Source organism: Alphaproteobacteria bacterium LSUCC0719 (assembly GCA_040839025.1).
GTDB lineage: Bacteria > Pseudomonadota > Alphaproteobacteria > Puniceispirillales > Puniceispirillaceae > UBA8309.
Genome location: JBFPJN010000002.1, coordinates 340,159 through 365,248, shown reverse-complemented (window position 1 = coordinate 365,248; position 25,090 = coordinate 340,159). Strand labels below are relative to the sequence as shown.

The 25,090-nt window shown below is 54.8% G+C and carries 21 protein-coding genes; 15 read left to right on the top strand and 6 right to left on the bottom strand.

What is annotated here, in order from left to right; genetic code table 11:
* Positions 1-18 precede the first annotated feature (18 nt).
* From AB3X55_06390 to AB3X55_06340, 11 genes are all read left to right on the top strand, one after another.
* Positions 19-495, top strand: a complete 477-nt coding sequence (locus tag AB3X55_06390) for a TRAP transporter small permease (GenBank protein ID MEX0503211.1) — start codon at positions 19-21, stop codon at positions 493-495.
* A 53-nt stretch (positions 496-548) separates the two neighbouring features.
* Positions 549-1,832, top strand: a complete 1,284-nt coding sequence (locus AB3X55_06385) for a TRAP transporter large permease (GenBank protein ID MEX0503210.1) — start codon at positions 549-551, stop codon at positions 1,830-1,832.
* An 83-nt stretch (positions 1,833-1,915) separates the two neighbouring features.
* On the top strand, positions 1,916-2,962 hold the full coding sequence (dctP, locus tag AB3X55_06380) for a TRAP transporter substrate-binding protein DctP (GenBank protein MEX0503209.1): 1,047 nt from the start codon (positions 1,916-1,918) through the stop codon (positions 2,960-2,962).
* 110 nt (positions 2,963-3,072) lie between these two features.
* Positions 3,073-3,801, top strand: coding sequence for an SDR family NAD(P)-dependent oxidoreductase (locus AB3X55_06375; protein MEX0503208.1), 729 nt, complete (start codon positions 3,073-3,075; stop codon positions 3,799-3,801).
* Positions 3,792-4,052: a UxaA family hydrolase gene (locus tag AB3X55_06370; GenBank protein MEX0503207.1), complete on the top strand. Its 261-nt coding sequence runs from the start codon at positions 3,792-3,794 to the stop codon at positions 4,050-4,052. Before AB3X55_06375 ends, AB3X55_06370 begins: the two co-directional genes overlap by 10 nt.
* Positions 4,033-5,238, top strand: a complete 1,206-nt coding sequence (locus tag AB3X55_06365) for a UxaA family hydrolase (protein MEX0503206.1) — start codon at positions 4,033-4,035, stop codon at positions 5,236-5,238. The genes AB3X55_06370 and AB3X55_06365 overlap by 20 nt, the downstream gene beginning before the upstream one ends.
* Positions 5,235-5,984 (top strand): SDR family NAD(P)-dependent oxidoreductase, encoded by a 750-nt coding sequence (locus tag AB3X55_06360; GenBank protein MEX0503205.1) that lies wholly within the window; start codon positions 5,235-5,237, stop codon positions 5,982-5,984. The genes AB3X55_06365 and AB3X55_06360 overlap by 4 nt, the downstream gene beginning before the upstream one ends.
* Positions 5,985-6,000: 16 nt before the next feature.
* Positions 6,001-6,714, top strand: a complete 714-nt coding sequence (locus tag AB3X55_06355) for an SDR family NAD(P)-dependent oxidoreductase (GenBank protein MEX0503204.1) — start codon at positions 6,001-6,003, stop codon at positions 6,712-6,714.
* Positions 6,715-6,777: 63 nt separating this feature from the next.
* Positions 6,778-8,388 carry a thiamine pyrophosphate-binding protein gene (locus AB3X55_06350; protein ID MEX0503203.1) on the top strand — a complete coding sequence of 537 codons (1,611 nt, stop codon included), beginning with the start codon at positions 6,778-6,780 and terminating at the stop codon, positions 8,386-8,388.
* Positions 8,381-9,271, top strand: coding sequence for a carbohydrate kinase family protein (locus tag AB3X55_06345; GenBank protein MEX0503202.1), 891 nt, complete (start codon positions 8,381-8,383; stop codon positions 9,269-9,271). The genes AB3X55_06350 and AB3X55_06345 overlap by 8 nt, the downstream gene beginning before the upstream one ends.
* A 1-nt stretch (position 9,272) precedes the next feature.
* Positions 9,273-10,298, top strand: coding sequence for a tagatose 1,6-diphosphate aldolase (locus tag AB3X55_06340; GenBank protein MEX0503201.1), 1,026 nt, complete (start codon positions 9,273-9,275; stop codon positions 10,296-10,298).
* Between the two features lie 182 nt (positions 10,299-10,480).
* On the opposite strand, the gene betC (AB3X55_06335) is transcribed toward AB3X55_06340, so the two are convergent.
* Complete coding sequence (gene betC / locus AB3X55_06335; protein MEX0503200.1) at positions 10,481-12,082, bottom strand: choline-sulfatase; 1,602 nt, start codon at positions 12,080-12,082, stop codon at positions 10,481-10,483.
* Positions 12,079-13,596: a sulfatase gene (locus tag AB3X55_06330; GenBank protein MEX0503199.1), complete on the bottom strand. Its 1,518-nt coding sequence runs from the start codon at positions 13,594-13,596 to the stop codon at positions 12,079-12,081. Before AB3X55_06330 ends, betC (AB3X55_06335) begins: the two co-directional genes overlap by 4 nt.
* Positions 13,597-13,827: 231 nt before the next feature.
* Between AB3X55_06330 and AB3X55_06325 the strand changes: the two genes are divergently transcribed.
* Both AB3X55_06325 and betC (AB3X55_06320) read left to right on the top strand, forming a co-directional pair.
* A complete protein-coding gene (locus AB3X55_06325; protein MEX0503198.1) occupies positions 13,828-14,862 on the top strand; it encodes a LacI family DNA-binding transcriptional regulator in 1,035 nt (344 codons plus the stop codon).
* 11 nt (positions 14,863-14,873) lie between these two features.
* The gene (gene betC / locus AB3X55_06320; GenBank protein ID MEX0503197.1) at positions 14,874-16,496 is read left to right on the top strand and encodes a choline-sulfatase; all 1,623 of its coding nucleotides are present in this window, start codon (positions 14,874-14,876) and stop codon (positions 16,494-16,496) included.
* Positions 16,497-16,564: 68 nt separating this feature from the next.
* Here betC (AB3X55_06320) and AB3X55_06315 read toward each other — a convergent pair whose 3' ends face one another.
* From AB3X55_06315 to AB3X55_06300, 4 genes are all read right to left on the bottom strand, one after another.
* On the bottom strand, positions 16,565-18,424 hold the full coding sequence (locus AB3X55_06315) for a TRAP transporter permease (protein MEX0503196.1): 1,860 nt from the start codon (positions 18,422-18,424) through the stop codon (positions 16,565-16,567).
* A 94-nt stretch (positions 18,425-18,518) separates the two neighbouring features.
* Positions 18,519-19,535 (bottom strand): TAXI family TRAP transporter solute-binding subunit, encoded by a 1,017-nt coding sequence (locus tag AB3X55_06310; protein MEX0503195.1) that lies wholly within the window; start codon positions 19,533-19,535, stop codon positions 18,519-18,521.
* A gap of 233 nt (positions 19,536-19,768) precedes the next feature.
* The gene (locus AB3X55_06305; protein MEX0503194.1) at positions 19,769-21,205 is read right to left on the bottom strand and encodes an NAD-dependent succinate-semialdehyde dehydrogenase; all 1,437 of its coding nucleotides are present in this window, start codon (positions 21,203-21,205) and stop codon (positions 19,769-19,771) included.
* A 57-nt stretch (positions 21,206-21,262) separates the two neighbouring features.
* Entirely contained in the window at positions 21,263-22,870 is a 1,608-nt protein-coding gene (locus tag AB3X55_06300) for a GMC family oxidoreductase (protein ID MEX0503193.1), read from the bottom strand.
* A gap of 151 nt (positions 22,871-23,021) precedes the next feature.
* On the opposite strand from AB3X55_06300, the gene AB3X55_06295 reads away from it, so the two are divergent.
* Together AB3X55_06295 and AB3X55_06290 are read left to right on the top strand one after the other, a co-directional pair.
* Positions 23,022-23,759, top strand: coding sequence for a GntR family transcriptional regulator (locus AB3X55_06295; protein MEX0503192.1), 738 nt, complete (start codon positions 23,022-23,024; stop codon positions 23,757-23,759).
* A 229-nt stretch (positions 23,760-23,988) separates the two neighbouring features.
* Positions 23,989-24,873, top strand: a complete 885-nt coding sequence (locus AB3X55_06290; protein ID MEX0503191.1) for a TauD/TfdA dioxygenase family protein — start codon at positions 23,989-23,991, stop codon at positions 24,871-24,873.
* Positions 24,874-25,090: the final 217 nt, after the last annotated feature.

Sequence of the window (25,090 nt, the reverse complement as noted above, 5' to 3'; positions counted from 1 at the left end):
TGGGGTGCGATGTTCCTTGTGCTGGCGATTGCGGCGATTGTCTCGGCCGGTGTGTTCTTCCGCTATGTCCTCAACGACAGTCTGTCCTGGTCGGAAGAACTCGCCAAATATGCAATGCTGTGGCTGGTTTTTCTGGGGGCGCCGATCGCTCTTCGCCTTGGTGTTCATCCCAACATCGAAATTGTCATTTCCAGATTTCCATCACGGGTGACGCGGGTCATTCTTGCGGCCATGCATCTGGCCGTATGTGTTTTTTGCGGTTTTCTCGCGATGAAGAGCCATGACTTCGCTTGGAATGGCAGAACGCAGGTGGCCATTTCGGTGGGTGACGTCTCAATGTACTGGTTTTTTGTTTCGATTCCCCTTGGCATGGCCAGCATGGCGCTCGTGTCATTACAGCAATTTCTGGAAGATGTTTCCTTTCTGATAGGCGGCAAACCGGTCCAGCAGGACGCTTTCGTTACCAAACATCGCCCAGTTCTGGACGAGTTTTAGTCAATGGTCATTCCGGACGTCAGCATTAGAGGTTTTTGGGGGGACGTGAGATGATACCCGTAACATTTATCTGGATCTTGCTAGGCTTGATCAGTGTTGGCATGCCGATAGTGTTCGCCCTTGGCGCCGCGCCCATGCTCGGCCTGGTGCTGGCTGACAAAGAGGTTTTCTTGGCGATCATTGCCCAGAAGCTCTATATCGGGATCAATCAATTTCCCCTGCTTGCCATACCAATGTTTATCCTGGCCGGGGAAATCATGAATGTGGGCGGCATCACCGAACGACTTGTATATTTTGCGCGCGTGCTTGTTGGGCATCTGCGGGGTGGTCTTGCGCATGTGAATATTATCTCTTCGATTTTCTTTGCAGGTCTGAGTGGCTCGGCTGTCGCCGACACCTCGGCACTCGGCTCTATGCTGATACCGGCAATGGAAAAACAGGGTTATTCCCGAAAGTTTTCCGCCGCGGTAACGGCGGCGTCATCAGTGATTGGGCCAATCATTCCGCCAAGCATCATCATGGTGGTCTATGCCTACATCATGGAGATATCGGTTGCCGCGCTGTTCCTTGCCGGTGTTGTTCCGGGGCTGCTTACCGGTGTCGGACTCATGACAGTGGTGTCGATCATCGCCCGACGCCGCAACTATCCGGTTGCCGACCGGTTTCCGGGCATGCGCGTGGCAGCGCGCGCAGGGCTTGATGCCTTTTGGCCACTTCTCACTCCAATTATCATCATGGGTGGAATCCTGTCCGGGGTGTTCACCCCGACCGAGGCGGCGGGTGCCGCTGTGGTCTATGCCATAATATTGTGCGTCTTTATGAAGAGCCTTCCACTGACAAGGGTGAAGAACATGCTGTTCCGCACAGCGGTCTCATCCAGTGTGATATTGCTGGCTGTTGGCATGGCCAGCGTCTTTGCATGGATTGCCACCCTGTCCGGTGTGCCGAAACTTCTGACGGCCTTTCTGTTTGAATTTACCGACAACAAATATCTTGTGCTGTTGCTGATCAACCTGCTGCTTGTGGTTGTGGGCATGTTTCTTGATGCCGGCCCGGCAATCCTGATCCTCGGGCCTATCCTGACCCCGACCGCGCTGGCTGTTGGTGTGGACCCGTTACATTTTGCCATCATCATGTGTGTAAATCTGACGATTGGCCTCGCGACGCCACCGATGGGCTTGATCCTGTTCGTTGCCTCAGCAGTTAGCCGCGAGCGGATTGAGTCGGTGGTGTCGGAGATGTTGCCTTTTTATCTCGTTCATATTGCGATTATCGTACTTGTCACCTACGTGCCCGCGATCTCGATGACGGTTCCGAGGCTGCTCGGGTTTGGATAGCAGACTGGTGATGCTTAAAACCGTTTACAAGCAATGATACCGATGTCATTGTTCAATGAACTAAAGGAAATGGGAGGAGAATTATGAAGTCAATCCTTAGTAAAACCATCATGGCTGGTCTGTTGGCTGTGTGTTTGCCCGCAGCCTCGTTCGCAGCCGAATTTACCCTCAAATATGGTCATGTTGGGCCGGTTACGTCGGACGATCAGGTGCCTGGTGAATTCCTCAAATCATTCTTGGAAAGTCGCTCCGGTGGCCGGATTGCTGTAGAGATTTATCCCGGCGCGCAGCTTGGCAACTTCCGTGACCAGATCGAGCAGGTTCAGCTGAACACGCTGGAGCTGACCCACACGACAGTTGGGGGTATCGCAAGCTTCTGGCCCGAGTTGCAGGTCACAGACATCCCTTACATGATGAATGGTGACTCGATCGCCGAGCGCATCGCACAAAGCTCATTCTTTGATGAGGTTCGTGACGAGATCCTGACGGCAACCGGCAATGTACGTCTTGTTGCTGTCGGCAATACCGGCCGGTGGCGGAATTTCTTCACCACCAACAAGCTGATCAAATCGGCTGCCGATATGCAGGGCGTGAAGATGAGAACCATCAACTCGCCATTGCAGATCGAATTCATCAAGTCTCTTGGCGGCAACCCGACACCTGTTGCCTGGGGTGAACTGTATACCTCACTGCAAACAGGCGTTGTTGAAGGTACGAAGAATGCGGCAACCGACATCGTCCCAACGAAGATGTATGAAGCTGTAAAATATGTCACGCTTGACGAGCATGCTTATCTCTTTGCTTTCTGGTGGATGTCGGATGCGTGGCTGCAGAGTCTGCCTGCCGACCTTCAGGACTTGGTGATCGATGGGGTTCAGCAGGCCTCGATGATCCAGTCCGACTGGAACAAGGAGTATGACGCTCGCGCTCTGAAGGAGTTTGAAGGCTTCGGTGGCGAAATCTATGTGCCGACACCCGAAGAGAAGGCAACTTTCATCGCGGCACGTGACAAGATGAAGGTTTGGTTCGCCGATAAATATGGCGACAAATGGCTGAAGAAATTCGAAAAAGCCGTTGCCGACGCAGAGGCCGACGTTGCCGACAGGAATAAACGGGTCATAGGCCGCTAATCCTCCCAAGGCAATCATAGTCATCGATTGTCGGCGGGCCTGTGGAACCATGGGCCCGCCATTCGTTTTTTTACGACATGAAGTCGTAACCTGCTTGTTGGTGGTTCATTATGTTTAATGGAAAAACAATAATTGTTACAGGCGCATCGGGTGGCATCGGTGTGCCCCTGGTCAAGCGCCTGATTGATCTGGGCGCGCGGGTTATCGCCATCGATATCAATCCCAAGGGCGCGAACATTCTGGAAACTGCAATATCAGACAGCAGCCGTCTTTTCTATCACTGCTCCGGGCTGGACGATGAGGCGGCATGCCGCGCAATTCTGGGCAAGGAAGACCATCTTCATGGGCTGGTTCATTTGGCTGGTATCTTCGTTCCTGATGATATGGCTTCAGGTGATGTCGAGACGGTCTATGACCCGGTCATGGCAGCAAATATTCGCAATTTCTATGCGCTTTATGCGACCGCCCGTCAGGCCTTGTTGAACGCATCCGGTGCGCGCGTCGTGCTGGTCAGTTCGTTGGCCTTCAGGCGAGGTGCGCCGGGGCACACCGCGTACAGCGCTGCCAAGGGAGCCTTGGTCGGGATGGCACGATCCCTGGCAAGAAAGGAAGCGCCGCACGTTCTGGTGAATGTTGTGGCTCCCGGATTTATCGACACAACCATGCCGCAACAAATCATCGCCAAACGGGGCATTGATACAGTGCTGGGCGAGGTTCCAATGAAGCGCCTCGGCACAGCGGACGAGGTGGCGAGCGTAATTCAGTTCCTTCTTGGTCCTGACTCGGCCTACGTCACCGGTCAGGTGATCAATGTGGATGGGGGCATCGTATGCAACTAGAAACGCGGCTTGGCAGGCGGTTTCTGGTGTTGGATCCGGCTGACAATGTGGCAACGCTCATTGATGAGGATGCCGGGCTCGCCTGTCTCAGCGATGGTATGGCTATCGCAGACAATGTGCCGTTTGGGCACAAGGTAAGCGTGCGGCCTATTGCCGTTGGTGAGGCGGTTGTCAAATACGGCATAAGGATTGGTGTGGCAACGCATGCCATCGAACAGGGTGAACATGTACATGTCCATAACTGTGAGTAGCACTGACCTCTTTGACTTTGCTAACAGTCTCGAATGGCATGGGTATCGCCGGTCTGATGGCCGGGTGGGTATCAGAAATCACAGAATCGTTCTATCCACCGTGGCCCTGACCGATCGGTTGGCTGCTTCCATTGCAGCCACTGATAGGGACTCACTTTGCATTGCGGGAGCGTTTTCCCGTGGTCTGCAAAAAAGCGACGAGGCAATGGTTGAGCGCTTCATCCGGAGCGTGCTGACGCATCCAAATGTTGGAGCAGCGCTGGTACTGACACATGACCGCGCGTCGGCCGAGCGCCTCGCCAGGGAAATCGATGCAGCCATCCCGATTGAATATCTTGCCTTCATGCAATGTGCCGGGCGGGCTCAGGCCGTGGCGGAGGGTGGCGAAAAATTGCAGATGCTCGCCAGCCAGCAAAACAAGCTTGAGCAGCGCCGGACAAAGGTTGGGCAAAGCGCCATTGCGCTGGCGCTTGAATGTGGCGGCAGTGATGTTTCAAGCAGTATCTGCAGCAATCCGGTGATCGGTGATATCTGCGATCTGACTGTATCTGCCGGTGGGCTGGCTGTGGTTTCTGAGACAGCAGAATTCATCGGCGCGGAGACAATATTTGAGGACCGGTGCCCCGACGCGGCGACAAGACGGGTAGTGCTGGATTTCATTAGCTATCGTGCAAGATTGATGGAGCAGGACAGCGGCAAGGATTATCGCGGCACCAACCCCACCCAGGAGAATATCGACGGGGGGCTGACCACGCTGATCGAGAAATCAATGGGGGCTGTAAGCAAGACAGGTACTACCGATTTTGTCTCCGCTTTGGAATTTGGAATACCGCCATGTGCGCCGGGCCTGCATTTCATGGATACGCCGTTTTTCAGCCCGGTTTCGCTTACTGGCATGATGATGGCTGGATGCAATCTCGGCTTGTTTGCCATGGGTGTGTTCAATCCTTCTGGGAACCCCTTATGTCCAATCATAAAGATCTGTGGCAACCCACAGACATTGCGGTGCTGGCGTGACGACATCGACGTTGAACTGGATGGCTATTTTACGGGTGAGATTGACCGAGGCGGTGCGCAGCGGGCGGTGTTGACGAGGATGAACGCGGTGTTCAATGGAGCAGAGACAGCATCGGAAAAAGTCGGGGAGGGCCAGTTTATGTTGCCAAGATTGAAGGATGCGCTATGAGCAAAAGCAACCTGTTAATCGTCACCGGAGGCAATAGGGGTATCGGCAGGCAAATTGCCCTGTCGGCTGTTGAGGCTGGTTGGCGTGTGGCTATAAGTTATGGCAGGAACAGGCAATCAGCAGATGATATGGTTGCGGCGTCTGATGGCCGGATAGAGGCCTTCGCGCTGGATGTCGCTGACCCCGGGAGTGTCACGCATTTTTTTCAGGAAATTGAAATGTCGATGGGGCCGTCGCAGGCGCTGGTGACCGCGGCTGGCGTCGACAATGGACCGCGTTCCATCACTGACATTGATCATGATTTTGTCCATTCAACATTTGCGGTCAATGTCGTTGGCCTGATCCTGTGTTGTCGGGAATTCGCTGCACGCGCCATGGCGAAAGGCGATGCCGGGGTGATCGTCAATATATCCTCGATGGCAGCGACCATTGGCGGGCGGGCCCAGAAGAGTGTCTATGCCGCCAGCAAAGGGGCTGTCGATGTGTTTACCGTCGGTGCTGCAAAGGAATTTGCGCCACATGGCATTTCTGTGTTTTCGGTACGTCCGGGGGTAACCCGCACCGACATGACCAGCACTATGCTTGCCGACCCAACTACAAAGGCGGCCATTGAGGCCACGATCGCCAGTGGCGCGGTGGCGGACCCGATTGAAATCGCGATGCCGGTGATCGATTTGATTTCCGGAAAATTCAACTATGCAAGCGGGTCCATGCTCAATCTTGGTGGCGGTGGTTTTATAACATGATCGGCAGGAGAGCGTATTGATTGAGACGGATAAGCGCGTTTGGCTTGTAGTTGGCGCAAGCCTTGAGGGTATTGGGGCTGCCATTGCGAAGGCAGCCGCGGCGCAGGGAGACAGGGTGGTCATTACCGGTGTTGAGAGCGAACCGCTGTCGATGCCGGAGGGGGTGGCGGCCTATCATCAGCTTGATGTTTGTGACACGGATGCAATTTCCGCGCTTGCCAGCCAGTTTTCACGTCTGGATGTTTTGGTAAATTGCGCTGCGATATCACGTCGTGACACAGAAGATGATCTTGATGTGTTTCGTCAGGTTATCGACATCAATCTGATCGGCAATTTTGATGTTGTCAGACATTTTGAAAACGCCCTGATCACGGCCAGGGGCGTGGTGATCAACATTGCCTCGATGTACAGCTTTTTTGGCAGTCCAAAAGTGCCCGCCTATGGGGCAAGCAAGGCGGCAATCCATCAGCTGACAAAATCATTGGCGCTGAAATATGCACCGCATGGTGTCAGGGTCAACGCCATTGCCCCCGGCTTTGTTGTTACCGAACAGACCAAGCCCGGCCGCGCCGATCGCGCGCATTATGATGCGGTTGTTTCCCGCACACCATTCGGGCGGTGGGGACAGCCTGACGACATTGCCGGTCCGGCATTGTTTCTGGCTAGCAAGCAGGCGGAATTCGTAACCGGGCAAACACTCGTTGTTGATGGGGGATATTCAATTGGCTAGCACGCGGTGGCTTCCTGTTTGTGTGACGGGAATTACAGTTCGTCAACTTCGGAAGGCCAGACCATGAAAGGGTCGGCGGCATTGATCAGACTATTGAAGGACGCGGGTGTAAGAACAATTTTCGCGCTCTCAGGCAATCAGATCATGCCGCTCTTCGATGCCTGTCTTGATGAGAATATCCGGATTGTTCATGTGCGGCACGAAGCGGCCGCCCTCTATATGGCGGAGGCCCATGCCCGCATTACTGGCGGCCTTGGTGTCGCCATGGTGACGGCGGGGGCCGGCTTGTGTAACGCCATTGCCCCGTTATTCACCGCAAGTCAGTCGCAAACACCGGTTCTGCTGCTGAGTGGAGATTCCGAGGCAAGCCTTGACAATAGAGGCAGCTTTCAGGAAATGGACCAGGTGCAGATTACCAGGGCTGTAACCAAATATTCGCGGCGGGTATGTAAGGCCAGTGACATTCGGGAATACACATTGTCCGCCATTGCCGCGGCACGGACGGGCATGCCGGGCCCGGCGCATCTGGCGCTTGCGGCAGATGTTCTGACCAGCGATCTGGATGACATGCCGCTGGCTGAACAGCAGGATCCTGCGATTCCGGCTAAACCGGCGTCTCCTTCGGAGCGGCTTGAGGCGATGCTGGCGGCCGCGAAAAGACCATTGATTATCGTGGGGCCATCTCTTGGTATGCCGCATCATGCCGCGACGTTGCGATCGCTCGAGCAGCGGTTGCAGGTGCCTGTTGTGCTGATGGACAGTCCACGAGGCCTGAACGATCCTCGGCTTGGTAATTTCAAATCCATGGCGCGCCTTGCCGATGTCATCATCCTTGTTGGCAAGCCGGTCGATTTTTCACTCGCTTACGGAGCGGTTGGACCCTTCAGTGACGAGGCCAAATGGTTTGCCTATATCGGTGACGAACGGCTTCTCGGGCAGGCGCGCAACAATCTCGGTGATCGATTGCAGGAGATAGCAGACCTCGCTCCTGAAGAGGCCATCGCGATGCTGGAGCAGCTTTCACCCGCCAGCAATGTTGCCAAGGACTGGCATGCAGCGCTACAGAACGAAATCACGCGCCGCGACGTTAAAGCGGCTTCCCACGCAGACGACAAGGAAGAATTGAACTCCTTTTCCTTCGTCAGTGCTGTTGATGACATTCTGGCCGCACATGACAATATCGCCGCGGTGTCCGATGGTGGTGAGATTGGCCAGTGGGTTCAGCATATGCTGACGCGCTATCTGGTAATGATAAATGGTGTGTCGGGGGCCATTGGTGGCAGTTTGAGCTATGCCATGGCGATAAAACACGCGATGCCTGACAAGCATGTTCTGGCATTTATGGGTGACGGAACCGTTGGCTTTCATCTTGCTGAATTTGAAACGGCGGTGCGTGAAAACATGCCGGTGGTGGCAGTCATCGGCAATGATCTGCAATGGAATGCCGAGGTCAGAATCCAGGAGCGGGACTTTGGTCCGGACCGTGTTTTCGCCTGTGGATTGAGTGATGCCCGATATGACGAGGTGGCATCGGCGCTGGGTGGGCATGGTGAATATGTGACCAGTCTTGCCGAACTCGCTCCGGCTTTTGAACGCGCGCTCGCAAGCGGCAGGCCGGCATGTATCAATGTCAGGATCCATGGGCTTGCTGCCCCGACTTTTGCAAATGACTAGTGCCGCCACAATAATCGTGGCGGGCCGCGCCACTGTCGATCTGATCATGGAGATCGATCAATTCTCGGCGCGCGGTGAAAAAATGCGTGCCCATGACTCGCGCTTCGTTGTTGGTGGCCCCGGGGCGAATGCAAGCATCGCTATAGCCAGGTTTGGCGGTCGACCGTTTCTTGCGGCCTATCTTGGTGACGATATGATGGGACGGTTTATCCATCAGTCGCTGAGCGATGAGATGGTGGATATGTCACTGAGCCCACTTACCCCGCAGGCACGATCATCCGTTTCGGCGGCATTCGTCAATCATCAGGGGGAGCGCCAAACATTCAATTATGCGGGCCAAGGGTTTTCCTTGATGTCCAAATCGACCAGACCGACCTCAACACCCTGTGCCGTTCTCGCGGATAACCGGCATCCTGAATTGACGAGTTGGGCCATTGAACTTGGCAAAGAACAACATGTTCCAATCATAATTGATGCCGAAGCGCCATTTTCAGCAGACCATGCAATTGGTGCTACGCATCTAGCCTTTTCAAAACAGGGGCTGGATTCATTTACGCCCAGCCGCAGCATTGAGGAGGGGTTGTGCCACGCGCGGGAAGCTACGGGTTGCTGGGTATGTGTGACAGATGGTGAAAATGGCGTCTGGCACCTTCATGGCAGCGAGGTGGTCAATGTTCCGGCATTCGCTGTTGAGGCTGTCGACACCATCGGCGCTGGTGATGTCTGGCATGGCATTTTCGCTCTTTGTCTTGGCGAGGGAATGGATGAAACCTCGGCAATTACGACGGCAAATGCTGCTGCCGCGATGAAATGTTTACAATTTGGCGGTATCAGCGCGTCGCCGGACCGGCAAAGCTGCACGGCCTTTATGGAGGAATACTGATATGCAATTAACTCCCGGAAAGCTTTTGGGAATGCGCCGCATGGCTGATGAGAACGGATTGTTCAAAATGGTGGCAGCCGATCAACGTCCGCCAATCAAGAACCCGATTGCCAGGCACCTTAATCTTCCCGAGGCGCCATGGGCTGAAGTTGCCAGACTCAAATTGGAAATTGTACGTCAACTTCAGGGGCAAGGCTCCGCTGTGCTTCTGGATCCGCATTATGGAATTCCTGCGGCGTTCGATGCGCTGTCAAAGGACAAGGGCCTGGTTGTGACACTTGAAGATTCGATCTTCACTGAAACCGGCGAGGGGCGGTTCTCGGCCAATATCGATAATTGGTCAGTCAGCAAGATCAAAAGGCTTGGTGGTGACGCGGTCAAGGTTCTTGCCTGGTACCGCCCGGATGCCTCGCCGGCAAATATTGCCTTTCAGCAGGACTATGTGAAACGGATTGGCGAGGAATGTGCCCGATATGACATTCCGTTTCTTCTTGAGCTTCTGCTATATCCGTTGGCCAACGAGGCAGCTGCATCACGCGGTTATGTCGAAATGCAGGCAAAGGCGAGTGACCAGGTGCTGGCCTCCGTAGAGGAGTTTGCCAGACCTGATTATGGTGTCGATGTTTTCAAACTGGAAAGTCCGGTGAATGCGGATGCCATCGATGGGTCAGCCAATGTGCAGGCATTGTTTGATGAAATGGGGCGTCTTGCCGGACGGCCGTGGGTGATGTTGTCCGCCGGGGCCGGCAAAGAGGCGTTTCGTGATATTCTTGTGCATGCGTTCAAGGCGGGTGCATCAGGGTTTCTTGCTGGTCGGGCGATTTGGCAGGATGCATTTGCGTCCTATCCGGATTGGGACCGAATTGTTGAAGGGCTTGCCGGGGACGGGCTTGCCTATCTTCAGAATATTGCCGGCATGGCCGATGCCAGCGCCCATCCATGGCATCACCACCCCTGCTATGCCGACAGCGGCGCGGCGTTCCAGCCCGCCGATGAAACATTTCGACAGGGCTATGATGCCATGTGATCCTGCAGCGATCTTTCGGTGACTTTTGCTGGCGACGCAGGTGCCCGTCCGGCAAGGTTGGAATCATCGGTCCGGGAGCTGCAAAATCAGGTTGCGCCACGTAGCCAAACGGGTCTCGGTTTTGCCATCACTCCATGCCGCAATCTGTCAGGATGGCGAGGCTTTGTCAGGGTGTTTCCGGATCAGGCTGGAAAATCCATTTCGCCGCGCATCATTCTGTCAATGGTCTCTGCCGAAAGTTCCGGCATATCCGGCATCACAGGGGCAATGCGCGGCAGGCGCAAACGCGACTTCGTAGCATCAACCCCGTCACGGCGAACATAGCGTTCCGCATCACCCTGATAGGCCACATAGTCCCACGGCGGTGTTGTTCCGGGTGTCGTGGCGATGAAACGACGCCGCTGCTGGCTGGCAATCACCTCGGCCATCAGCGCTTCCGGATCATAACCCTGCAATGCAATCCCACGAAGATCCTCAAGGGCCTTGGCATGCATGGGATCGGTGGCGAGATTCTGAAGCTCGTGCGGGTCGGCCACCAGGTCGAACAGCAAATCAGGCTGCCCATAGGTAAAGAAATATTTGTAACGCCCTTTCCTGACCATGCGGCAGGGCACGCATGGTCCAATCGCCAGATAGTCGCTGATTGCGATATCTGGCCAGTTCCTGTCATCTCCATCCAGCAGCGCCGTGATTGAATTGCCCGCCAGCCCGGCAATCAACTCATCCGGCAAGTCTGCCGCGCCGCCACCAAGATCAATCAAGGTCGGCGCGAGATCGACAAGTGAGCTGTTGGCCTCCACCCGCGCGCCACGTTGCCCACCCGGCACAGACACAATCAGTGGTACCCTGGCGGACCATTCCCAAAAACACTGTTTGAACCACATGCCACGCTCACCCAGCATTTCGCCATGGTCCGACGTAAACATGACTATCGTGTTCTCGCGAAGGCCTGTGTCCTCGAGCTGGTCGAGCAGCCTGCCGATTTTCTCATCAAGATAGGAGATCATCGCAAAATAGGCGTGGCGGGTCTTGCGCAGATGTTCCTCGGTTACAGTATGCCGGTGCCGCCCATGGGCAAAAAACAGAGATTTTGAAAAATAATCGAGTTCGGCAAAGGGGATTGCCGGCACATCGGGAAGACCGATTTCCTCATGTTCATAGAGATCCCAATATTGCTGCGCGACATTGAACGGTGTGTGGGGGCTGGTAAATGAAACCACGCCGAAAAATGGCTTTGCATCCTCCTGCCTCGCAATATCGAAAATCTTGCGGCGCGCTTGGAACTCGACATCATCATCATAATCCTCCTGCATGGTGCGCACACAGGGACCCGCCTCGACAACGCCGTTGAGCGCGGTTCCTGAAGGAACAAAGGCAGGGCCTGCCGACCAGTCGGCGATCCACTGGTAATCTGCAGGATAGACGTCTGTTGTCAGGCGTTCCTCGAAGCCATGCAACTGGTCGGGGCCGATGAAATGCATCTTCCCGGACAGAAAGGTCTGATAGCCGAGCGCGCGCATGAAATGCGCCATCGTCGGTAATGAGGAGGGTATCTCGTTGGCGTTGTCATACACCCGGATTTCCGGGCTGTGTTTGCCGGTCAGCATGGAGGCGCGGCTGGGAACACACAGTGGGTTGTTGGAGTAATGGTTGCAAAAGGTGACACCCTCTGAGGCAAGGCGTTCGAGGTTTGGGGTTTTGCAGACCCTGTTGCCATAAAGGGACAGAGCCTGCGCAGCCAGCTGGTCGGCCATGATCATCAGGATATTGGGTTGTTGTGTCATCCTTGCTCGTCTCCCGGTGGTTGCAGGCCAAATCTATGATAGGCCTCTTGCGGCGCATCAAGCATGGCCATGTTCGTAATGATCTGCTGGCAAAGACGGGCTGTAATTTTGGGGTCATCCAGCGGTGTTGTCTGTCCGGGGTCGGTGTCCAGATCGTATAAGGCCGACTGCATGTCCTCAAACTCCATGCCCTGAACTTCGACCGGTTTGCCATCATGACCTGTTTTTGGATCCAGCTTCAGCACCGGCGCACCCTTGGTAAAGGAAAAGGACGGATGCAAGGTGGCGCCGACCAGATCGCCAATGGAAAAGCGTTCGGTCATGCGTGTTGGCATCAGGGTATATTCATGCAGCGAGTCGGCCTCGGGCAGCGTGGGGTAGCGAAAATAGCTGTATCGTCCGTCGCACACATTCACGGCTGCCCCGAAATAGCCGAAGATTACACTGTCACGCTTGCCGTCATCGCCTCGCAGCAGCGGGATCAGGGAATGACCGGTGACATCATCAGGGATCGCCAAACCGGCCATGTCGAGGAATGTCGGCATCAGGTCGGTTGTCTGGGTCAGCGCCTGCCGCCGGCTTCCGCCCTCTTTGGCAAAGTCGGGGTGATAGATCATGAGCGGGATGTGCGCGATCTCGTCATAGACCGGCATCCGGTTCTTCGCCCACCAGTCATGCTCGCCAAGCAGGAATCCATGATCGGTGGTCAGCACAAGAGCGGTATCGGCCCACAGATCATATTTGTCGAAGATATCCAGAAGCTTGCCGAAATATTCATCTGTCATGGTGACAAGGGCGGCATAATTCGCCCTCAACTCGGCTATTTCCTCGGGCGTTTCCTTTACCCGGTCATAGATCGGCCAGTCGAGGATCGGCCCATCATAGGAGGTTTTGTATCTGTCACGGAACCGGGGCGGCGCATGGAACGGCTCATGCGGGTCAAAACATTCAAGCTGCAGAAGCCAGTTATCAGACTGGTGATTTTGTTGAAGAAACTCGTCCGCGAGCGCAAAAAGCTGCGGTGAACAATAGTCAGCCTCATCCACCATGAAGTTCCTGTTGATCATGTAATTGGTGCGGTGCTGCTGCATTGGATGAAAGGCTGACTTTAGCTTGTCATGGTCGGGCGCAACCTCCGCTTTCCAGCGATCAATGGCCTGTCCCCTGACAAGCTCCCAAGAGGAATAGCGCTGGTGATAGGTCGCCCCACCATCAGCGAAGTAATGATGATGGTCGGTAACAAGGTGTGTGTAGACACCGTTCTGCTTCATAATTTCCGGGAAGGAGTCATCAAACGGCTCCAGTGGGCCCCAGCTGCGATGCAAAAAATGGCTGCGACCGGTGTGAATGTCGCGGCGTGCCGGCATACAGGGAAGGCTGCCGACATAGTGATTGTCAAAGGTGACAGCACGCTGTTGGAACCGCGAGAAGTTTGGCGTATGGATCGTCTTCGCGCCGTAGGGCTCCATTGCAGTCCGGTTGAGCGAGTCCAGAAGGACAAAAACGATCTTCATTGCGGCGTGATCCTGCGTGACATCTATATCCAGACTGGTGAAACGAGCTATTCTGCAACCTGTTGAACAATCGTTTGCTTATCAGTCCCACCATAGTATTATCAAGCCTAGACACAAACAAAAAATGACCTATGGTTAAAATTTTGCAAATTCCAACAAGCTGCGGCGCCACGCGAATGGCGGATGAGTGAGTTGCGCAGAAGCGTGCCTAGCGCCAAACCAGAGCCGGATATGACCAATCAGAATAAAGCGACGGTAAACCTCAAGGAAATCGCGAGGCTGGCGAACGCGCATGTTTCGACTGTGTCGCGGGTTTTGCGCAATGATCCTTCGCAAAGGGTCGGCCAGGAAATGCGCGAGCGGATCCACGCCATCGCCAAGGATCTGGGCTATTCACCCAATATTCATGCCAGAAGCCTGCGGTCCAAGAAGAGCCGCGAAATATGTATCCTGTTTCCACAGGTCGACAACCCGGCCTTCATTCCGATGGTGGAGGGAGCATCCAGCGCCTGCCGGGCCAGGGGGTACTTCCCCTATATCTATTTTACCGCAAAGGGTGAGCCGATTGAGAGTGTGCTGGCTGATTTGCACAGCATGGGCCATTTTGGCGGTTTTCTTGCGGTGACTTTTGACAATAACGAAATCCTGCTGAAGACATCGCGGACTGTCGGCAGAAATCTGGTGTTGCTGAACACCCGTGCCGAGGGGGGTGATGTCAACTGTGTCTGGCTGAATACCTACAAGGCAATGGTCATGCTGACTGAACATTTGCTGGCGCAGGGGCATCGCAATATAGGCTACATCAGTGGCGAGCGTGGCGGGTTCAATGCTGATGAGCGCTTCCGCGGCTTTCTCGACGCGCATGAAAAGTTTGGTGTTCAACCACATGAGGAAGTGCTGTTTCACGCCGGATATGACTATGCCGTTGGCGAGGATTCCATGCGTCGGATCTTGGCTTCTGGCGTGCCATGCTCTGCGGTCATCGTGTCCATGCTGACCTGTGCGGCCGGCGCCTACAGCGTTCTACAGCGCAAAAATCTTGTGATTGGCCGTGATATGGCGATGGCCACACTGCATCGCGGTGTTCTGACAGATGCGCTGGGTCTCACCCATGTTCGCCTTCCCACGTTTGAGGTCGGGTTCGAGGGCACGAACGCACTGCTTGACATCATCGAGGAGAAGCGAGGGCATGTTCAGATCCAGCTCGAACCCCTTGAACTGGTTGCCCGCAAATCGACGACCTTTCCCTATGAGGCAAAGCATTAGTGAGGAATGACATGAGCAAGCAGCCGAACATTCTCGTAATTATGGTTGACGAACTCGCGCCGCAGTTCATGCCAGATTATGGCCATCATGTAGTGCAGACACCAAATATCTCGAGGCTTGCTGCACGCGGCACCGTGTTTGACAATGCCTATACAAGCTCACCCCTGTGTGCGCCGGCAAGAGCGTCGTTTATGACAGGCAGGCTCTGCCCCGATATCAACGCCTATGACAATGGCGCTGAATTGCCTGCATCAGTGCCTACAATTGCGCATTTTCTCCGATCCCTTGGCTACCAGACGTCACTCATCGGCAAGATGCACTTTATCGGTCCGGATCAACTCCATGGTTTTGAAGAGCGTCTGACGACCGACATTTATCCAGCAAATTTTTCATGGACGGCAAACTGGAATGCCAGCCTTACCGAGCCCAGCCCTGCAGGCGCGACCGTCAGGCCTGTTCTTGAAGCCGGCCCCTGTATTCGCTCGATGCAGATGGATTATGACGACGAGGTTTCAAACAAGTCTGTTCAGAAGCTCTATGACCTGGCGCGCAACGGTGAAAGCGACAAGCCCTTCTTTGTAGTGTCCTCTTTCACACATCCGCATCCTCCCTTCACCATTCATCAAAAATACTGGGATATGTATGATCACGATGAAATCGATCTGCCGAAGATTGAGGAAATCCCGCTCGAGCAAAAGGATGCAGGCAGCCAATATCTCTATTTCTCGCACCAGTACAATAGCTATCCGATCAACGAGGAAGACCTCAGGAACGCAAGACACGCCTATTATGCGATGATCTCCTACACCGATGCCCTGATCGGCAGACTGCTCGATACGCTTGAGGAAACCGGACTGGATGACAATACGGTCGTGGTTTTTGTATCAGATCATGGTGAAATGCTTGGTGAGCGTGGCATGTGGTACAAGATGTCCATGTTCGAACATTCGGTTCGTGTCCCGATGATCTTTTCCGGCACCGGCATTGCCAGCGGACGCGATGGGGACAACACGTCACTCATCGATATCGTGCCGACACTCATCGAGCTGGCCGGTGGCAAGGTCGAGGATATGCCGGTAAAGCTCGCTGGCCGATCTTTGAAGCGGGCGGTTGTCGGCGATTGCTCCGATATGCGTGGTCGCGATGGCGAGGATGCCGCAGTTGTTTCCGACTTCTCTGCAGGCGGCGCTCCAGGTCCAGTTCGCATGGTAAAGCAGGGGTCATACAAGCTCATCATGACCTACGGCTATGAGCCGCTGCTCTTCAATCTGGAAGAAGATCCGCAGGAGTTGAACAATCTGGCCGAGGATCCGGCGCATGCCAAGAGGCTGGCGGACCTTCAGGCTATCGCACTACAGAACTATGATCCCGGCGAATATGATGCACGGATCAGGCAAAGCCAGAGGGAGCGCATTTTCCTGCGTGGCCTCTCCGAGGAATCGGAAACTGATCCCAACTGGGCCTTCGTCGCGCAGCCTGGAGACGCAGACCGGTTTGTCCGTGGAGGTGGTCTGAAGAAGGGGGCCCACGCTACCAAGGCGCGCTATCAGTTTCCCAAAAAGTCCCCCGCCACGCCGACACCGAATGCCGAACTAGATCCTTCGATTATTCCCCCACCCCGGATCCAGCGATAGTTTTGCAGAAGCAATAAACGCTGGCCGGTTTTTGATTTGTCCTAATGGACCCTTTGTGTCTCGTTCCTTCAGGAAGCTGCTGAGGCTCTGGCGCCGAACAGGCCTGCCGAGCGGCCAATCAGGATGGCCCCGGCCACAAAGCACGCCCAATGGATTATCGGCAGGGTAAATAGCAGGCCGATGCCGATCGCAAAGCGGAGCAGGCTTTCGACGATTGTCATCGGTTTCTGGTCAAATCTGGCGAGGGCGGTACTGACAAGCCAGATCATCATGATCACTCGCGGAAAGACAACTGCAGCGTCGAGCAGATCAAAATATTCAGAGAAGATAATGCAGGGATAATACACAAAGATGAAGGGGATCAGAAACTTTGCAAACCCAAGGCGGATCGCCATCACGGCTGTGGCAAGCGGTTTTGAGCCCGCGATCGGCGCCGCCGCATAAGCTGCCAGTGCCACCGGTGGGGTGATCGAAGACGCTACGCCGTAATAGAAAATGAACAGATGCGCCAGCAGGAGCGGGATATCGAAATTCTCGATGGCCGGCCCCATGATCAGCACGATAATCAGATAGGCGGGCAATGTCGGCATGCCCATGCCCAGAACCAGAGCGCCGAGCATCGAGAAGAACAGGGCAAGAAACAGGCTGTTCTCACTCACTCCCAGAATGAGATTGGCGAACCGTAGCCCGACACCGGTCATATTCACCACGCCGACAATGATACCGATGGCTGCAATGGCGACCAGCAGTTTACCGCCAGCCTCGCCAGCCTTTTGAAAGCTGCGCAGAATACGAAGCGGGTCCTTGCGAAGCTCGGGGTTGATGAAGCCAAAAATGAAAGCCGTTATGATGCCAAAGAACCCTGCATTGGGTGCGGACCGGCCGATCACCAGAACAGTGATAATGACGACAATAGGCGCGACAAACATCAAGGCATCGAGCATGGTTTGACGTGTCACACTGAATGTTCTGGATTGATCGACCTCGATCTTGGACTTCTTGGCCTCAATGACAACACTGATGAAAAGGCTCAGATAATAAAGGAAGGCCGGCACAATCGCGGCGATGGCGATCGTCAGATAGGAAATCTCTGTCAGCTCTGCCATCAGGAACGCAGCCGCACCCATGATAGGTGGAACAATCTGACCGCCGCTTGAGGCTGTTGCCTCAATACCGCCGGCAAATTCAGGCTTGAAACCGCGCTCCTTGGTAAGCGGGATTGTGAAAGTGCCTGTGCCAACGACATTCGCTACGGTGCTGCCGCTCATCGTGCCGAACAGGCTGGAGGCGACAATCGCTGCATGTGCCGGGCCGCCCCGTGTCCGCGAGGTCAGGAACATCGAAATGTTCAGCAACGCCTTGCCGGCACCGGTGCCTTCGAGAAGGTTTCCGAGAACGACAAAGATCCAGACGACGCTAATGACAATGAGGGTCACATTTCCGAAGATGCCTGAATATCCGTACCAGATACTCTCTGAAAGTTCTTCAATCGTGAACCCGGTATGTTTGAAGATTGACGGCAGATAGGGCCCTACAAACAGATAGACAACGCTGAGAGCGGCAATGATGAAAAGAGGCAGTCCCCAGATCCGGCGTGCAAATTCAAGCAGCACCAATATGCCGACCACGCCAAGCCAATGATCAAGACCGGTCAGACTGTAGAAACCGGTTTCAATTTCATTCTGCACCATGATGAAATTGACGAGTGCGGCGGTGGCAATCAGCATCAGGGCACCATCGACCAAAAACCTCAACGGCTTGTGTTGGGCAATCCACCGATTTGTCGACGGGAACAGGAAGAATGAGATGCCTACACTCAGGAAAAGACATGTGGCCACATATTCGTTCTGGCTAAAGATGCCAAAGCCAGCCGCGTAGATCGCGATACTGGCAATTGCAAGGCTGAAGGCCCCAAGGACAAGCGCCATGATTCACAAACCTCTCGGATGCAGAAGAAACCAGCGGGAATAGACTGAAATAAATCTCCTGCCCGGCCCTGGGGCCGGGCAGGAGGAAAGCGTTTTACTTTGCGTCAGCCGGGATCAGGTTGGCCGGAATATCAAAGCCGGCCTCCTTGTAGTATCTGTATGCGCCGGCATGGAGAGGCGCGATCATCTGCGAGAAAACCGTGTCCTTCGTCACTGAACGCAGCACTGGAGCAACAGCATAGAATTCGTCCATGTTTTCCCACATGGCTTTCGTCATGTCATAGATCATCTGCTCATCGGCCGAAGCGGATGCGCCCATTACATGCCAGAAAGCCAACCCCAGGACATCTTCATCGCTGTTGGTCTGGCCGGAATAGGTGCCGCGCGGGATGACCGCGACATTCTGTCCCTTGAGGGCAAGCTTGCCTCCAGCCTGGTCTACCTGTTCCTGGCTTAGGCCAAGAAGGGTGAATGTGCGGTTGCTTCCAAACTGCTGGACAATGGAACTTCCTGTCGGTGCTGGCCGTGCATAAACATCGACTTGACCATCTGCAAAAGCCTGGCCACCCTGTGGCCAGCCGAGCTTGACCCCCTCGTAGTCAGCGCCATCCTCATATCCAAGACCTGCTTTCAGAATTCTGACAGAGGTCGCGCTTGCGGCACCTGAAGGGGGACCAAGGTATATTTTCTTACCCTTCACATCGGCCAGCGTTTTCAGGCCAAGATCGCCCTGGGCCAGGAAGTGATAGATGCCGGCCTCATAGCTGAAAACCGAACGCAGATTGGCGGCAAGCTCGGCGGCATTGTCCATCTTCGAATACATGGCGCGCTTGTTCTGCATGTGACCCACGGCGGCCACCGGCATCGGCGCGATCAGGATCTTGCCCTCGGCAAGTCCTATCATGGATTTGGTCAGGGTCTGTGATGCGTCGATCTGCAGCTGATAATCAGTATGTGCTGTCGCCACCTTGTCGAAGGCAACGGTTGCCACATAGGCTCCGCTTCCCGGACTCGCGGTTTGAGCCTTCACCAGTTCCTTGGCCAATGACAACTGTGAACCAAGGGTCAGAGACGCAACCGCGGCCAGCGCCACCGCACCATTTTTGAACATTGAGTACATTTTAACCTCCTCCACAACAAACTTGAACAATCGATTGCCTAAAAAACTCTGTCTGAAAAAAGGTGAAGAAGCAAATGCTTTCTTTCCTTTTGCTGATGCAAAATACAGGAAGATTACGAGCTCTGCTTTCCGCCAGAAATAACGCCGGAATCGGTGTCCATGCCCCCGGTATCAATATGCCTTCCTTGCCGGTAGGTTTGATGGGTTGGCATGGACCCCCTCGGTTAGCTGTAGATCTCGCTTGAATATCGGGTGGCAAGAAACACTTCCAGGCCCTCGATGCCGCCTTCATGTCCATAGCCGCTGAATTTCAGGCCACCAAAAGGCGTTTCCACTGAATGCACATGCAGTGAATTGATGGCCAGCATGCCGGCTTCGATCTCCTTTTTCAGAACACCGGCAGTTTTCGCACTTCTGGTAAAAGCATAGGCGGCCAGTCCGAACGGCAGGCTGTTGGCCCTGTCGATCACCTCTTCAAGTGACGAGAAGCGGGCGGTGGGCGCAATGGGTCCAAACGGCTCTTCGCTCATGATCCTTGCCGTGTCCGGTACCTCCTGAAGCAATGTCGGAGCAAAGAAGCTTCCCTCGCTCTGGATGCGGGATCCGCCAACCAGAAGTTCGGCACCCTTGCTGACGGCATCCGAGACAAATCCATCCATGATGTCGATACGGCGTTCTGCCACCAGCGGGCCCATATTCATATTCTCATCAAGGCCGTCACCAACCTTTACCGCCTCAACCTGTTCCTTGAACAGGGCCAGGAACCTGTCATGGATACTCTCCTGAACAAAAAACCGTGTCGGTGAAATACAGACCTGCCCGGCATTGCGAAACTTGCCGGCTGCGCAGAGTTTTGCGGCCGCCTCAATGTCGCAATCCTCAAAGACCATCACCGGTGAATGACCGCCAAGTTCCATGGTGCAGCGGATCATGTTCCGCGCCGCCAGTTGCTGCAGATGGATGCCAACGGGAACGCTTCCTGTGAAGCTGAGCTTGCGCGGGATCGGGGAGGCGAGAAGATGCTCCGAGACTTCCGGCGGCACGCCAAAAACGATATTCAGAACACCGGCAGGCAGGCCTGCATCCGTCAGCGCACGGCCAATGGCGATGGCCGTTGCCGGGGTTTCCTCGCTTGGCTTGATGGTGATGGAACAGCCGGCGGCCAGAGCGCCCGCCACCTTGCGCATGGTATTGGTCGCTGGAAAATTCCAGGCAACAAAGGCCACCACGGGCCCGACTGGTTCCTTTCGGGCCTCATGCTGCATGTTCGGAAAGCGTGATGGGATAATCCGGCCATAGACCCGCTTTCCTTCCTCGGCATACCAGCGCAACAGATCGATCGCGACGCGAAGCTCGATCCGGGATTCACCGATCGGCTTGCCCATTTCACGCGTCAGATTGGCGCTGATATCCTCGAACCTTTCATCGAGTAGACGTGCTGCCTTTTCCATGATGTCCTGGCGGCTGTGCGGCGTCATCTTTCGCCAGACATTGAACCCGTCAAGGCTGCTCTGCAAAGCTGCATCAAGATCGGCCGGGCTGGCATGAGGCAGGGTCCCTATGGTGCTGCCATCTGCCGGACAAATAACCGGTTCATTCTTGCCTGAACTGCCGTCGGTCCATTCGCCGGCGATAAGCATCTTCAAATCTGGATAGGACATTCGGCTCTCCTGTTATGGTCTGGTGGACAGAGGCAGTAATTTGACAGTTTTTGTAATCTAGGATGCGGACAGTATCATGTCTGCAGCCTTTTCGGCGATCATATAGGTGGGGGCGTTGGTGTTTGCCGATGTGATGACCGGCATGACAGATGCATCGACAACCCGCAAGCCCTCAATGCCGCGTACCTTAAGGTCAGGCGTGACAACCGCATCCTCGTCAACGCCCATGCGACAGGTGCCGGTGCAGTGATATACCGTGCCGCCACCCTGCCGTGCCGCATCAAGAATTTCGTCGTCGGTCTTGACGTCCGGTCCCGGTACCATCTCGACATCCCACAGATGGCGGAAACCCGGCTGCTGATAGATATCGCGAAGCATCTTTATACCGGCGACAATGGTTTTCTGATCAAGCTCGGTGCCCAGGTAATTCGGATCTATTCTTGGATCTGCAGCGGGGTCTTTCGAGACAATGTCCACCCGGCCACGCGACTCTGGGTGACACTGCCAGACCGCGGCGGTGAATCCTGAATAGCGGTGCAGGGGGTCTCCGGGTTTGTCAACCGAGAGCGGCATCACATTGAACTGGATGTCAGGCGCAGCGGTCGGCGCATGTTCGGTGCGGGCGCCGCCGCCAACCTGGCCGGCGCCAACTGTCAGCGCCCCCCGTCCCCGAATGACCCAGTCCAGCCCCATCTTTGCGAGGGAAATCGGGTTGCGGACCTGATTGTTCAGCGATTTAGTGGTTTTCATCCTGACGATGGTTCGCATCTGATAGTGATCCTGCAGATTGCCGCCAACAGCGGGCCGGTCGACAATAACTGGAATCCCCAGTTTCTTCAGTAATTTACCTGGGCCAATACCTGATATTTGCAGAAGTTGCGGCGACTGGATGGCGCCAGCACTGAGAATGACCTCCTGGTGTGCCATTATCTCCATTGTTTCACCATTGTGGCGGAGCTTTATGCCTTTTGCCTGCCGATTAGAGATAACGATTCTTTCTACCAGCACATTGGTCATGACCGTGAGGTTTTGCCGATTCATTGCCGGCTTGAGGAATGCCTTGGCCGCACTGCTGCGCCACCGGCGTCCGATCGAGAGGTGATAGGCACCCACGCCATGTGTGGTGACACCATTGAAATCACCATTGCGGGGCAGGCCAAACTGGCTGGCTGACCGCAACCAGGCCTCGCAATAGGGATGATCGTTGCGAAGCTGTGAGACCTGAAGCTCGCCATGGCTTCCATGATATTGTGACGGCGGTCCGGCAAATGATTCGAGGCGCCGAAAATAGGGAAGCACCTCATTGAAGGACCAGCCGTTATTTCCAAGTGCCGCCCACTCATCAAAGGTGTCTTTCTGGCCACGAATGAAAATCAGTCCATTGATGCTGCTTGAGCCTCCAACCACTTTGCCGCGGGGCCAGTCGATCGAGCGGCCGGCGGTGCCTTCGCAAGGCGTGGTGGCAAAATGACGTGAGACCGATGGGTTGTTGATCGATCTGAAATATCCCACCGGCAGTTTCAGCCAGAAATCTTGATCCCAGCCGCCCGCCTCCACCAGCAGGACGTTATTGTCTGGTCTGGCTGACAGCCTGTTTGCCAGAAGACAGCCCGCCGAGCCGGCGCCAACAATGATGTGGGTGAATGGGCCATCAATGGGCTTCATGGAGAAAAACCTAAACATTCTATATTTATTATGTTATAAGCTTTATATTATGTCGGCGGGTCTGGCAAGCCCTTTGGTCTCGCGAGGGGAGGTCCGGCGGGGCGGGCAGCCGTCATTCGGGATGGGTTATTCTGCTCCGGGAGGTTTTCAAATGAAGGACGTTGGCTTGGCCCTTGATCGAACCCAGCCATTGCCGCTGTATTACCAGACATATGAGGTGTTGCGCTCGCAGCTTGCCAACGGCATCTGGAAGGTCGGAGACTTTTTGCCACCAATTCCCGACCTGGCCTCCCGTTTCAGTGTGTCTGTGGTGACCATTCGTCAGGCTCTTGATCTGCTGCGGCAGGATGGCTTGGTCCGTTCTGAACGTGGCCGTGGCACCTCGGTATTGGCGGGCAAGGTGGGTGTCCGGCCATTGGATCTCAAATCTAAAGTGAGTGACCTGATCCGGCTTTATGAAGATGACAGTCCAGAGCAGGAGCCTCTTGACGAAGGCGTTGCCATGCCGGCCCTGTCGGAATCGGATTTCAATCTTTGCAAATCCTATTTCTTTATCAAGCGGGCGCATGTTCGTGACGGTATGCGATATTGTCTGATCACGCTTCATATCGAGGAAGAGTTGTTCCGAAGGAACGAGGCGGACTTCCGCCAGAGGCTGGCATTGCCGGTATTGTTTGAAAGCGTGGATCTGAAAATCGGGCGGGTCTGGCAGACGCTGACGATCGAAAAAGCCGACCATATGGTTGCTGCCTCGTTGAAAATTCTGCCGGGTGATCCGGTTGCCAGGGTCAAACGCTATATTACCGATAGTTCGAACAGTCTGATTTACTTCGCAGAAGCGTATAATCGGCATGACTGCGTCCAGTACAGGATGGAGTTGAAGGCATGATCAGGATCGAGCGGCTGGAGGCTGTCGTCTGTCGTTATCCTCTGGAAACGCCGGTACAGACCTCCTTCGGGTTGATGGCCGATGCCAACCCACTAAGAAGCGAGCTTGTAGGTGACCTCTTGTCCAAGGAACGGGGAAGGGCATGTCTTGGGCATGCGCCCGGCCTTGGTTATGAGCCAGATCTGGATTTTGTTCGGCAATACAGGGTCTGTTAGCCACATCTTGTGGCATGGGAATATCCGAACCGTTTTATAGGGAGGGAATTGTGGGGCTGCATATTGAAAACACCGACGCTTCGTTTGGTGCCTTTGTGACCGGCGTTGATCTGACCAAGGACCTGTCGTCTGATCTTGTTGCAGAATTGCGCGGTCTATGGCTTGAACACAAAGTGATTGCCTTTCCCGATCAGCAGATGAGCGACGGGGATCTGGAGCGGTTTTCTCTGTATTTTGGTGAATTTGGAGAGGATCCCTTTCTTGGACCTATTGAAGGCCACGAAAACATCGCTGCCATACAGCGTAACGCGGATGAGACAACGCCTATCTTTGCAGAGAATCTGCATTCCGACTGGAGTTTTCTGGATGTACCGCCTGCCGGGACGTGCCTTTTTGGCATAACAATACCCCCTGCGGGCGGCAATACCCTGTTTGCTGACCAGGTGGCTGCTTATGAAAATCTGCCAGATAACCTGCGCGAACAGGCGGATTCGCTTGTTGCAATCCATTCAGCCGAAAAAGGCTACGCGCCCGATGGAAAATTCGGCGCGGCTGATAAGGCTAAAGGACGGTCGATGAATATCATCACCAGTGAATCAGCAAGCAGGCAAACACAGCATCCCTTTGTGCGAACACATCATGAGACGGGACAAAAGGCGCTGTTTTCATCGGCCGCCTATATCCAGGGCTTTGTGGGGTTTGACCAACAGGAAAGTGAGCAGTTGCTCGCGATGTTCTATGAATATCAAAGTGCCGAGGAGGTACTCTATTCCCACAGATGGTCCGCCAACATGCTGGTCATGTGGGATAACCGGTCGCTTCTTCATGCGGCAACCGGCGGCTATGACGGTTATGACAGGCTGCTTCATCGCACTACCGTCGCTGATACGCGGTTCTAGCTGGTTTGATTCAAAGGAACGCGAGATAGGTGTGCCTGTTGAAGATGCCACGCGGGATTGGGCCAGTATAGGCGCGTTCATTGCCGCTTTGCAGAAAGGCGTAATGCCCGCCTTATGCAATTGGTGCATTCAGCCGTCCTCACACCGATTTATCGGAATCTTGCCTGAACACCGGAAGGTGGGCCGAAGAATGATGGCGTGATCAATAGATAGATCC